The following is a 13263-nucleotide window of genomic DNA, read 5'->3' as shown; positions in this document are numbered from 1 at the left end:
TTATTTTACGTATTTATTAAATAATGGATAACCAATACCCAACACCTTGGCATACAATGCTGGCGAAGCACGTTTCATGATCCAGAACAGCTTTGCATCGGGTTGCGGAATGGTATAAAGCTTGTTTGCATCCAGATTATTTAAGGTCTTGATAGCAACTTGATCGCTGGTGGTAAATGCATGATTCATTAGCAAATCATCGGCTAGCCCTGCGTAATGTCCCGGTAAACGACCATTTTTCATAATATTGGTTGGTACCAATGTTGGACATAACACATTGACGCGAATATTGTCTTTGCGAAGTTCAGCGGATAGGGTTTCTGACAAAGCCAATACACTGGATTTGGTCACGTTATAAGCCGTCATCTCTGGCGCTGCGGTATAACCAGCCGCTGAAGCCACATTAATAATTGCGCCGCGACCTTGTTGTTTAAACTTTGGGACAAAGTAATGACAGCCGTGAATCACTCCCCACAAATTGACATGCATACACCATTGCCAATCCTCTAAAGAAACTTCATCAAACTTGCCACCTAAACCGACACCCGCATTATTAATAACCAAACTCACAGGATGATTCATTAATTTTTCAGCCTGTTCAGCCAGCGCTTTGACTTGCTCTTTCAGTCCAACATCACATTGCACAGCAAAGGCTTTTCCAGAAGTTTGTGACTCAATCAAATTTACCGTTTCTTGAGCAGCGTCTAAATTAATATCAGCACAAACAATCGTTCCACCACGCTTGGCAAGCTCCAAGGCAAAACTACGACCAATTCCACTGCCAGCACCAGTCACCACTGCATAAGCATTTTGGCTAGGTTTTACTTTTTTAGAAAAAAATCCCATATCTCTTCAATCCATCTATTTTTTTATTTTACGAACGCAATGTCGGGTAAAATTCTTTCGTTAAATAAGGCGTAAGAATACCGTTCTCAGGGTTCAGCAACTTTTCTTTGTAATATTCCAAAAATTCAGAGGTATCATGATCATTTGGATGAAAATTTGGACGTAGATAATCAAAAATATGCTTAAAGCTACTACCATAAACACCATCTTTTAAACCAAAAATCAGGCGAAAATTGTAAGGAATCTCACTCCAATAACGTAAGCTGATTAAATTTTTTGGATTCCGATAAAAAGGAACCAAAAATGAAGCTGCTGAAATCAATACAAGAATCGTGATCAAAGCAGGGAAAAATCCAGCAATACGTAATAAATAGTTATTTGATAATTCTTGAAAAACATCAAAGGCAATGTCTTTATGCTCAGATTCTTCAAGCATATGCCACATCCAGATCGCACGCTGTTTTTCATCTTGAGAACGGAAGAAAATTTCCTCATGATTCATCATGTATTCAGCCAAAACAGCCGTGAAATGTTCAATTCCCGCCATCAATGAAAGTTTCATTGGCTGAGGAAGACGTTCAAATCCATATTCAAACGCCCATCCTGCCCAAGTACGGAAAAGCTTTACAGGCAAATCACGCATTAAATAGGCTTCGTTTAACTCTTCATGCATTTTAGAATGAATGGCTTCTTGACCAATCAATGATGTTACACGTTGCTTAAGCAAAGGATCAGTGATGAAATCACGATGATATCGTGCTGTATCAATCACCAAATCTTCACCGCGTGTCAAAAAAATTGACAATGAAGCAAAGTAAGCACTTGCTAACTCGGCATCCATATAAAATCTGTGATCGAGTTTTGCTGGATCAAAATCAAATTTCATATGCCGAATAGGAATAATCGGTGTTTGATTTGCCAAACTAAATGGCGCTGCAGCAAACATTTTAGCGACAGCTTTTTTTAACGGTTTCACGAACATAGAAAATACTCTTTATTCATTTAATCTGGTCACCCGTGCACAGGTCTATTTAACACATGGCACAGCTTGCCTTTTGAGTAAAAACTCTAATTTGATCACTAAAAATTACGACATGCTTTGTCAATTACCATTGGCATATGCAGACATTCGATTAGCAAATTATGACAACCACAACGGATTGTCTAACAATTACTCTGCGGTGTTGTTCTTCAAGATAGAAAATGTCCCATGAAGATAAGTTCTGTGATGTGTTGAGAAATCAAAGTGGGTCAAATGTGCTATTAAGCAATACAAAAAAAGAGCAACCATTTAGTCACTCTTGTTTAAAAAGATGTTCAATTCACTCAGGTTTAGTTACGGATCGCTGGCGTAAATTCTTTGATAAAATAAGGAGTCAGCGTTCCTGTCTCTGGATCAAGCAGCTCTTTCTTGAAATAGTCCAATAGTTCACTGGTGTCATGATCATTGGGATGAAAGCTTGGACGCAGATAATCAAAAATATGCCCTAAACTACTGCCAAACACCCCATCCTTTAAGCCAAAGAGTAAATCCCAACTCCCCTTCGCTTCTCTCCAAAAGCTTAAGCTCAAGGTATTTTGCGGACGCCGTAAAAACGGCAAAAATAATGCACCTGCACCGACACCCACCCCAAGCGTGATCAAGGCAATAAAGAATCCTAAAATGCGTAAACTATAATTTGCCGAAAGAACTTGATAGGTATCATATGCAATATCTTTGTGTTCAGATTCTTCAAGCATATGCCACAACCATAAAGCACGTGTTTTTTCATCGAGTGAATGATTAAAAATATCTTGGTGTGTCATGGCATATTGAGCAAAAACAGCAGTAAAATGCTCGATTCCAGCCATCATTGAAAGCTTCAATGGCTGTGGAAATTTTAGAAAAGTATTGTTAAATACTTGTTCAGCAAGAAAACGGTATAGTTGTACTGGCAAATGATTGGGAATCATCGTTTCATTATATTCTTCATGGACTTTAGAATGAATCGCCTCTTGCCCAATTAAACTGGTTAAACGCTGTTTCAAGATTGGATCTTTGATTTGGTCACGATGGTGACGTGCAGTTTCAATCACCAATTCTTCGCCATAAGTCAAAAAAATTGAAAGTGCTGCAAAATAAGCAGTCGCCCATTCCTTTTGCATAAAAAATTTAACATCCAGCTCATCAGGGCTGAATTTAAAATCAAAATGACGAATCGGAATATTAGCAACCTGCTCAGTTAAATCCACCAATTGGCTGGGAAAAACTTTTGCAAAGACCTTTTTGACTGGTTTAGCAAGCAACATATAAAACCTCATCTATTTATCTATAGTGCAAAGCTTTGTCTAAAAATCCAGTACAAATTCACATTCCTAGTCAAAACCATGCTTTTATACAGCCGAAATTAAGACATATTGCATCAAATACCATTAGCATTTACGGTCAATCGATTGGCAATTTATGACTATCCAACAAAGTGTCCGACAAATAACTGAAACAAGTGTATTTGCTGATAAATAATGACCCGAGAGGACATTTTTAATCATCCACTTAACTTGGACCTGAGTTAAAAAAGTCATTATGGTGAGTCACAGATTGATTTGATGAAGAAATGAGACTGACGTGTCTAATATAAAAATTGTTGAAGCTTGGCTAGATATAAAATCATATTCCTCCGTCACAAAACTTTATGTAAAGTCATGGTCGCCTGATCAGCACTCAACTACACCAATCATTCTTTTGCATGATTCTTTGGGTTCAGTAGAACTTTGGCGAGAATTCCCTGAACTACTTGCCCAAATAACAGGACACCAAGTGATTGCCTACGATCGATTAGGTTTTGGACAATCATCTCCCCATCCCGACTTCTTGGATATTGATTTTGTGAAAAATGAAGCAATAGAAGGTTTTTCAGTCATTTTAGAGCAATTCAAAATTCAAGATTTTATGGTGATGGGACATAGTGTAGGCGGTGGGATGGCAACTCACTGTTCTGTGCAGTATCCAGAGCAATGTAAAGCCTTAATCACCATTTCAGCACAGGCTTTTGTAGAACAACAAACCCTTACTGGAATTCAAGATGCCAAAACCAACTTTCAACATCTAGGACAAATGAATCGTCTTAAAAAATATCATGGAGAAAAAGCTCAATGGGTTTTAAATGCTTGGACTGAAACATGGTTATCTTCTCAATTCCGCCATTGGCAGTTAAGAGACACGTTAACGCAAATACAATGTCCTCTCTTGGTCATTCATGGAGAACTGGATGAATATGGCTCTTTGGCTCAACCTCAACAGTTTATCGATTATGCAACTAAAACAGTTCAATTAGAGATTATTGCAGGTGCAAAGCATATGCCACATAAAGAAAATCCTCAGCAAATATTAAATATTATTCATACTTTTATTGTAGGACTTGAAATTGCATAGCGTCATTTCATAAAAATGATTTGATTTCAATCTCATACAATCCAATGAACTTTAGGGTCTGTGGACATTTCATAAATGGCTTGCGTTGTAGGTTAAAATTGAGCAGGCAAGGCATGAAATGAAGAGAATAGCGAGACTATTTTTAAGTTTCATAACGTAGCCTGAGATAATTTTAGCCACAACCCTGAGCAAGAACAAAGCACTGCTTTGTTTGCAGCGCAAGGCGCAGCGGGGACTAGCGTGTTTTTTGTCGCTTCGTCGTTACGAACTACTTATTTAGAATGACTAAATTTCGTATTTCGCGCCTAGAATCGCCTAAAAAACACACCTAGTCGCAAACATAGACGAATTGTCCACAGACCCTATACTTTTATCAAGATTCTTAGAAGATTTGTGAGTCACAGATAAGCATATTTAATTGATACAGATGATCTCGTTGGACTTACTCATCATTATAAAATTGATTGTTATTTGGCTGTCCTATATTCAATGCTAAACTGATTCTAACTTTATTTTAATCCCTGCTAACAATGTTGAATTACTTTTGGCGCTTGGCAAAAATACTCAAAATTGATCAATTTAAATATCGCCCATTAACAAATGGAGAAATTCGAATTAGCCGAACTGTGTTTGGTGACTTGATTGATTATGATCAGGTAAAAATCATGAATCACCCATATTTGCCTTGGCAACCCGTTGGCATCTTAATGGCACCTAATGGCTATATTCATTTAAAAGATGCCGATTATTGTGAAGATTTTTCTTGCATGAGTTTAGCCTATCAAGCTGTATTCATTCATGAAATGGCCCATATCTATCAATACCAACGCCATGAAAAAGTCCTGCTAAAAGGTGCAATTTTGCAGTCTGCAATGTATCTTAGTTTTGGTCGCTATAACCCTTATCGCTATACTTTGGTTCAAGGAAAGTCTTATTTTGACTATAATATCGAGCAACAAGGAGACATCGCTAAAGACATTTATTTAAATCGAATTGAAAATATCATTTTGAATTAAATCAAAGCTAAAATTTGACACTTTTCGCTTTGCTTCGGACTTTTTTGTGATCTATTTCATGATTTTTTTAAAAAGAACATTAATTCCGATGTAAAAAGCAAAAAATAATGAAAAATCACTAGTTTCTACAAAAAAAATACTCTAAATTCATGGTGTCATTGATGCTGCACTGAATAAACTTGATGAATCACTAGCTTCTGACATTTTTTTAGTTAAAATACTCAATGTCTGAAATTTTTGCCTTGCAAAAAAATAAAGATTTTTGATGATTTTTTGATGATTTTATAGCTTCGCCCTTTGGCAGTTTTTGTTGTGTCTATATATACATACGTTGAATAACTACATTTTAAAAATCAACAAAATGTATATAAATTACCCTATTGGAATAGGATTTGGTTTAAATGAAAAGTTTTAAAATTGCTCTTGCGCAATTCTCTCCATTCATTGGTGATCTTGATTCAAATGTTCAAAAGATGATTGAGCAAGCCAATGAAGCAAAAAAACAGAATGCTGAAATTATTGTTTTCCCCGAACTTTCTATTATCGGCTATCCAGCTGAAGATTTATTTCTACGCCCAAGCTTAGCTAAACGTACAGCTCAAGCTTTTGAAAAACTAGCCACGATCAAAGATATTGTTTTGGTATTTGGTTTTGTAAATCTTACAGATGATGGTCAACGTTATAATGCTGCTGCTGTCATGAAAGATGGTCAGGTACTCGGTATTTATAACAAACAAAATTTACCTAACTATAGTGTATTTGACGAAAAGCGTTATTTTAATGAAGGTCATCAACACCTCGTTTTTGAATACTTGGGTCATAAGTTTGGTGTATTGATCTGTGAAGATGTCTGGTCACTCAATACAGTTCAACAGTTAGCTCAATTGAATGTCGAAAGCGTTTTGGTACTCAATGCTTCACCTTATGAAGTTGGTAAACCTCAACACCGTATCGTAACGCTGAAAGAATTAGCGAAACAATTGAATTTGCACTTGGTCTACGTCAACCAAGTCGGTGGGCAAGACGATCTGATTTTTGATGGTACAAGTTTTGTGATTAACCAATCAGGCGAAGTTGCATTACAAGCACCGAGCTTCATTGAAGACCTCTACTTTACAGAATACCAAATCGAAAACAAAAGCTATCAAGTCGTCGAAACTGCACCTGCTTTAAGTACCATGGCTGAGATTTACCAAGGTTTAGTTTTAGCAACACGTGACTATGTGCAACGCTCAGGCTTTCCTGGTGTAATTCTTGGATTATCAGGAGGTATTGACTCCGCTTTAACGCTTGCAATTGCTGTTGATGCAATTGGTGCGGATAAAGTTCAAGCGGTAATGATGCCTTATACTTATACCTCTCAAATCAGTGTTGAAGATGCTACTGAGCAAGCAAAGCGTATGGGAGTGACATTTGGTATTGCTGAAATTCATCCAATTGTAAACAGTTTCATGCATACGCTCTATCCTTTCTTTGGCAACTCACCTGCTGATGCAACAGAGGAAAACCTTCAAGCTCGTGCGCGTGGCACACTGTTGATGGGTTTATCTAATAAATTTGGTAATTTAGTGCTTTCAACAGGCAATAAATCTGAACTTTCTGTCGGTTACTGTACTTTATATGGCGATATGGTGGGTGGTTTTGCAGTACTGAAAGACGTTTATAAAACCATCGTGTTTGAATTGGCAAAGTATCGTAACAGCATTTCTGAAACGCCTGTAATTCCTGAACGTGTGATTACCCGTCCACCTTCAGCTGAACTTCGTCCAGATCAAAAAGACCAAGATTCACTACCTGCTTACGATATACTCGATGCGATTTTATACGCCTATATCGAAGAAGAACAAAGCCAAGAGGACATCATCGCCAAGGGCTTTGAACGTGAAGTGGTCGAAAAAGTAATTCGTCTTGTTGATCGCAATGAATACAAACGCCGTCAAGGTTCAATTGGACCACGCATCAGTTCACGTGCATTTAGTCGCGAACGTCGCTACCCGATTGTAAATGGCTGGAAACCTGGTGTATAAGCCTCGTGAATGTGAATAATTCACTCCCAGCGAGCTTTGCTCAGGAACTTGCTCAAGCACTTTTGCTTGAGCAAGTGCGTTATACCAAACAACAATTACTTGATCAAAAAAATCCTCAATTCATTCAAAATTTTATTTCTCAAACTTATCAGAATGCTGACAAAATTCTTTTAAAAGACGTGATACAACTTGAACAACTCTGTTCAGTGGTTCAAAAATATGCATTTGAACTAAATTTGGGCGCTGATATTCTTGAGTTTATTGGTGTCGTTGCGCAAAAAATTCATCAATATGCAATTGGTAGCCAAACCGTTATCAATGATTTACTTTCAGATGAATCATTTGAATTATGGATGTTCAAAATTTTAGAACTTGAACAGCTCCGAGATTATCTTCAAGAAAATTTACAACATAATCCGCAGATTCAACAGGTCAGCTTACAACTCGCCAATCAAATTGTTGAAAGTAACACACCTTGGCTTAATCAGCTTCGCCACTACACAGTTAAACAAAATCGTCTTGGTTCCAAAGTCATGAGCTTTATCCAAGACCAACAGCAAAATATTGAATTAAAATTAGAAAACCAACTTGCGTCAGCAATACGTAAACAACTCAGCACGATTATTATGCTTCCCAATGAGGATTTAGCAGATATCGCGACACACATCTGGACTGAAATCAAACAACGCTCCTTAAAAGAAACGTTTTCTCAACTTCAATCCATAGATTTTGAAGAGTTCTTTATCTTGGTTTATGAAACATGGAAAGAGCTTCGCGAAACAGAATATATGCAACAGGTTATTCTTAATGTAGTAGAAGCATTTTATGAATATTTTGGTGAATACAGTCTACAGGAATTATTACACTCTGTAGGTCTAGATAAAAATGACTTATTCATTGAAGCAGATCGCTTTATTCCACATACATTAGGTGCATTAGAACAGCACGGCTTGTTAGACAGCATCATCCAATCTTTGATAGCACCATTCTACTTGGATCCACAAACCCAGCGCTTTATAGAAAATTTTCTTGCTGAGAAAGCATAACCATTGATAAAACATAGATCGTCTTTCTATAGACAACGTCTCAGTTAATCGATTTAAATCATCAATATAAAGTACATTAACCTGAGTACGATAAAAATCCTTGATGAAAGATGATACAGTCAAACCGCCTGATTATTCATACAAGTGATTTGGATGATTCATTTATTTTGTACTTTTTGAATCATTGATGGTCTTGCGATCTTGAGGCGACATGGATGTCGCCATGTTCAGCGGGGGTAAAGGATGTACCCCTCGCTCAACGAAAGATTTTTGTCACTTTTCATCTCTGAAAAGTGAGCCATCGCCTACGCAAAAGAATTTAAACTTTAGCACTAAAGCGTGGCAGTACAAGCTTTAGATCATCAAACAATCTATTGATCGCCTTCATTTTATTGGTCAAGAGAAATAAAACTATATTGATGGTTGCGCTTACGGAGCTTCGCTCCTCATGCCAAAACAAGTATGGCGAGCCCTTGCGGAGCTCCGCTCCTCATCCAAAATCGGATGAAAATCCAGAAAAAATCCACATAGATTTATTATCTTTCAATGAGTTGAAGATTTAATTGTATCGAATTCACGTTACATTAATAAAAGCTTAATATCATCAAACAAAATTTTCATATCATAGATTTTGTGAGTCAAAGCAAATTATATTTTACTGTAACTGCTCTCAACAGATTGAGGATATGTAAAAGTAGTACGAGAAATTTTATGGTTGATAAAGCTTGCCCTTATTTAAAAAACCATCACGACACGTACATTGGTAAAAGGCTAATATATGACTACGATGTGTTGGATAAATTGAACATCCTCATGTAACAATTTCAGTTCTCTTGTTTTTGTTATAAACATATCAAGCTTTATTAAAATAATGTTTGATTTAATTCAGCCTGATCACACAAAAAAAGAGACCATGCGGTGAGCATGGTCTATAAAAATGGTGGCTATGACGGGACTTGAACCTGTGACCCCCGCATTATGAGTGCGGTGCTCTAACCAACTGAGCTACATAGCCATAAACTGTGTGCGCATTATCTAAAGTTATACACCCTACGTCAAGCACTTAAATAAACTAATGCTCACACTTTAAACAATTGATATTTAAATGTTTAAAATTAATACATATTTATGTTTTTATCAGAAAATTAGCATATTCAAGCGATAAAATTATCCTGCAATCTACCTACAATATTTTAATCGTCGCTAAATTAAAGATTTAATTTTTTATAGATGAAGATGTTTGAATAAAATAAGACTTAAACAAAACAAACGACCCAAAATAATTTTATAACCATTGAGCACTATAGCAACTATCGAATTTTAATGTTTCCAAGATTCAAATCTTGCAATAAAAAAGAGAGTGTTTACCACTCTCTATTTGCAACCAGCTCTTCCATTTCAAGATCAAGATAACCTTGATCCTGTATCACCATCATCAACGCTTCAGCAATATAATCTGCAGCAGTATCATCCAGTGAGGAGTCTAAGTCTTCAAACTGAGGCTTCATTTCATTAATTTCAGTCACAGTCAGATTTGCCAAAGAATAAATTTCAGCATCGCTAAAACTGGTTTTAGCCACCTTTTTAGCAAATTGTTCAATGAGTTGCTTTATTTCGGCAACTAGAATATCGGGATAATATTCATCATCGAACATTGGGAGAAGTAGATCGTTAAACATAGCAACCTAAAATAAAACAGCAATTCACGCGCTTATATAACACAAACCATACAATTCACCAAATCTACTTGCGACCTTAATGCTATTTTTTTAAATCACTTTTCTGATTAGAGAGAGAAATGCGCTTCAATCGTCATACTTATACCTATGAAGAAAGATCATTTGATCCAATCAAATTCAATTTAAAACACCTATCGCTAAATCGCGGTACGCATTGCCTGCCAAATTTGAATGGCGTCTGACATTGCTTTTACATCATGTGCACGTACCATACATGCACCTTGCTGAATACTCATCAAATGCGCAGCGACACTGCCTATCGCACGATTTTGAGCATCTGCTCCACCTAAAGCCTCTCCAATAAAACGCTTACGTGATAAGGCGGATAAAATGGGATATCCCATTGCGTTCAATTTATAAAACTCATTCAATAATTTTAAGTTCTGTTGCGCATTTTTAGCAAAACCAAAACCGGGATCAATCATGATGTTTTCAGGCTTAACCCCTGCTTGTATCGCTTGATCGACACGTTGTTGAAGTTCCTTAATCACATCCAGAGTTACATCCTGATATTGGTCCAGTTGGTTCATGGTTGTTGGTTCACCACGCATATGCATAATAATCACAGGAATATCTAGTTCTGCAGCTGTTTGCAATGCATTTGGACGAGTTAATGCTCTTACATCATTCCAAATATGTGCGCCGACCTTGACTGCTTCACGAATCACTTCTGGTTGCGAAGTATCAACCGATATCACCACGTCATATTGGGCAAGCTCAGCAATTACAGGAATGACGCGTTGGATTTCCTCAGTGATTGCTACAGTTGATGCACCAGGTCGTGTAGATTCACCACCGACATCAATCACAGTTGCACCTGCATCAATCATTTGTCTAGCATATGCAATGGCTTGATCTTTTTGATTATGTAGACCTCCATCACTAAAAGAATCTGGAGTTACATTCAGTATCCCCATAACATGCGCTTTTGATAGATCTAAACTCAAACGCCCGCAACGCAAAATTTTATTCGGCAGTGACACCAATTGCATGTCGCCTCTCCATGATTAAGTCGCTTTAGTTTAGCAATTACACTCCATTTCAAGATAAATTCTTTTAATAATAAATTGTATTTGCATAAAAAAAGAGCCTCGTATGAGACTCTTTTTGATTTATTCCAATCAGGTTGCTGGTAATGGTGGCGGAGTTGATGGACCATCTGTAGGCGTCACATCAATCACTGGATTATCAGCAACATAAACCTTAGGTGGTTGCGGCTCACGACCTTCCATGATGTCACGGATTTGATCGCGATCAATAGTTTCCCATTCCATCAAGGCTTTCACCATTGCATGCGCAATATCTTTGTTATTTTCAAGAATATCACGTGCAACTTTGTACTGTTCATCAAGAATACGACGTACTTCTTGATCAACTTGTTGTTGAGTTGCTTCAGAAATAGTGCGACTACCTACGTTTCCAAAGAAACCATTTTGGTTTTCATCTTCGTAAACCATCACACCCATTTTGTCAGACATACCGTACTTGGTGACCATTGCACGCGCCATTTTAGTTGCACGTTCAAAGTCGTTAGAAGCACCTGTCGACATTTGGTTAATGAATACTTCTTCTGCAATACGACCACCGAATAAGATAGAAAGTTCATTCAACATCTTAGACTTGTAATGGCTGGTTTGGTCATGTTCTGGCAGCTGCCAAGTCACACCAAGCGCCCAACCACGCGGCATAATGGTTACTTTATGTACTGGGTCTGTACCCGGAAGAATTTCCGCTACAATCGCATGACCTGCTTCATGATAAGCGGTCGCACGACGTTCTTCTTCACGAATCACCATCGACTTACGTTCAGGTCCCATATAGATCTTGTCTTTAGCATCTTCAAAGTCATGCATGTCGACAGTGTTCTTATTACGACGTGCAGCAAATAATGCCGCTTCATTGACAAGGTTTGCCAATTGCGCACCAGAAAAGCCCGGTGTACCACGTGCAAGTACTTTAAGATCAACACCTGTTACAGATGGAAGTTTCTTCAAATGCACTGCCAAAATCTGTTCACGACCTTTGATGTCAGGAAGACCCACCATCACTTGACGGTCAAAACGTCCAGGACGTAACAATGCTTTATCGAGTACGTCGGCACGGTTGGTTGCAGCAATAACGATAATACCTTCGTTACCTTCGAAACCGTCCATTTCAACCAACATCTGGTTTAATGTTTGCTCACGCTCATCATGACCACCACCAGTACCTGAACCACGATGACGACCAACAGCATCAATCTCATCAATAAAGATGATACATGGTGCATGACGTTTCGCTTGTTCAAACATATCACGTACACGCGAAGCACCCACACCTACAAACATTTCAACGAAATCAGAACCAGAGATGCTAAAGAAAGGAACTTTTGCTTCACCCGCAATCGCTTTCGCAAGTAAAGTTTTACCTGTACCTGGAGGACCAACCATCAACACGCCTTTAGGAATTGTTGCTCCTAAGCGTTTGAATTTTGCAGGGTCTTTTAAGAAATCTACGATTTCAACAACTTCTTGTTTCGCTTCATCACAACCTGCAACATCAACAAATGTTACTTTAATTTGGTCTTCCGAAAGCATTTTCGCCTTCGATTTCCCAAAACTCATTGGACCATTTTTACCACCTGCACCACCGCCCATGTTACGCATGAAGAACATGAACAATAAAATAATTAAGAGTACAGGGAAACTTGCAATGAGAAGTTGCATCAACAAACCTTGACGTTGAGGTGCAGTACCTTCAACAACAACGTTATTTTTGATGAGTGTAGGCATCAGTTCAGGATCTTGAACTGCTGGGCGAATACTTTCAAAGTTCGAACCGTTCTTTTTTTCGCCGCTTATTCTTTCACCATCAATTGTGACTTTACTAATTTGACCAGCATTCACCGCTGTGACGAATTCAGAATAATTCATCGCAGAAGGCTTACTGCGGTCACTGAGATTGCTGAAGATTAAGATCAGCACACCCAGTATGACCAGCCACAATACGGCATTTTTGAAGTAATCGCTCAAAGCTTTATTCCCATATATAACTATTTTGATCAGGCTCAATCATGCTTGATCGTAACAAAAAGCGAGTAATGAATTTCGCAATAAAGATTAAAAAGGTACAAAATGCACAATTTTTAACAACTTGGCAAGCATTTGTTGGCAATTCATTACGAACTAAGAACATACC

The 13263-nt window shown here is 37.7% G+C and carries 10 protein-coding genes and 1 tRNA gene; 4 read left to right on the top strand and 7 right to left on the bottom strand.

Features of this window, described 5'->3' with window-relative positions; all coding sequences use genetic code 11:
* The 3 genes from TOL5_RS05885 to TOL5_RS05875 all read right to left on the bottom strand — a co-directional run bounded on the left by TOL5_RS05885 (position 1) and on the right by TOL5_RS05875 (position 3135).
* Positions 1 to 846 carry an SDR family NAD(P)-dependent oxidoreductase gene (locus TOL5_RS05885; RefSeq protein ID WP_009585084.1) on the bottom strand — a complete coding sequence of 282 codons (846 nt, stop codon included), beginning with the start codon at positions 844 to 846 and terminating at the stop codon, positions 1 to 3.
* 28 nt (positions 847 to 874) lie between these two features.
* Entirely contained in the window at positions 875 to 1828 is a 954-nt protein-coding gene (locus tag TOL5_RS05880; RefSeq protein WP_121774307.1) for a metal-dependent hydrolase, read from the bottom strand.
* Positions 1829 to 2178: 350 nt separating this feature from the next.
* Entirely contained in the window at positions 2179 to 3135 is a 957-nt protein-coding gene (locus tag TOL5_RS05875) for a metal-dependent hydrolase (RefSeq protein ID WP_042090057.1), read from the bottom strand.
* A 316-nt stretch (positions 3136 to 3451) separates the two neighbouring features.
* Between TOL5_RS05875 and TOL5_RS05870 the strand changes: the two genes are divergently transcribed.
* The 4 genes from TOL5_RS05870 to TOL5_RS05855 all read left to right on the top strand — a co-directional run bounded on the left by TOL5_RS05870 (position 3452) and on the right by TOL5_RS05855 (position 8347).
* On the top strand, positions 3452 to 4258 hold the full coding sequence (locus tag TOL5_RS05870) for an alpha/beta fold hydrolase (RefSeq protein WP_121774306.1): 807 nt from the start codon (positions 3452 to 3454) through the stop codon (positions 4256 to 4258).
* Positions 4259 to 4788: 530 nt separating this feature from the next.
* Positions 4789 to 5274: a hypothetical protein gene (locus tag TOL5_RS05865; protein ID WP_004829453.1), complete on the top strand. Its 486-nt coding sequence runs from the start codon at positions 4789 to 4791 to the stop codon at positions 5272 to 5274.
* A 401-nt stretch (positions 5275 to 5675) separates the two neighbouring features.
* Positions 5676 to 7301 (top strand): NAD+ synthase, encoded by a 1626-nt coding sequence (locus tag TOL5_RS05860; RefSeq protein WP_199934986.1) that lies wholly within the window; start codon positions 5676 to 5678, stop codon positions 7299 to 7301.
* Positions 7302 to 7306: 5 nt separating this feature from the next.
* Positions 7307 to 8347 (top strand): hypothetical protein, encoded by a 1041-nt coding sequence (locus tag TOL5_RS05855; protein ID WP_005032964.1) that lies wholly within the window; start codon positions 7307 to 7309, stop codon positions 8345 to 8347.
* Between the two features lie 938 nt (positions 8348 to 9285).
* Here the strand turns inward: TOL5_RS05855 and TOL5_RS05850 are convergent.
* The 4 genes from TOL5_RS05850 to ftsH form a co-directional block, all read right to left on the bottom strand.
* Positions 9286 to 9362: transfer RNA gene (locus TOL5_RS05850), tRNA-Met, on the bottom strand.
* A 349-nt stretch (positions 9363 to 9711) separates the two neighbouring features.
* Entirely contained in the window at positions 9712 to 10026 is a 315-nt protein-coding gene (locus tag TOL5_RS05845) for a DUF5713 family protein (RefSeq protein WP_004829456.1), read from the bottom strand.
* Between the two features lie 197 nt (positions 10027 to 10223).
* Complete coding sequence (gene folP / locus TOL5_RS05840) at positions 10224 to 11078, bottom strand: dihydropteroate synthase (RefSeq protein WP_004829457.1); 855 nt, start codon at positions 11076 to 11078, stop codon at positions 10224 to 10226.
* A 129-nt stretch (positions 11079 to 11207) separates the two neighbouring features.
* Entirely contained in the window at positions 11208 to 13097 is a 1890-nt protein-coding gene (gene ftsH, locus TOL5_RS05835; RefSeq protein WP_004829458.1) for an ATP-dependent zinc metalloprotease FtsH, read from the bottom strand.
* Positions 13098 to 13263: the final 166 nt, after the last annotated feature.

The sequence above is a fragment of the Acinetobacter sp. Tol 5 genome (assembly GCF_019702905.1).
GTDB classification, from domain to species: domain Bacteria; phylum Pseudomonadota; class Gammaproteobacteria; order Pseudomonadales; family Moraxellaceae; genus Acinetobacter; species Acinetobacter bereziniae.
Note: the sequence above shows the minus strand (reverse complement) of the source record. Positions and strands in the feature narration are given on the sequence as shown.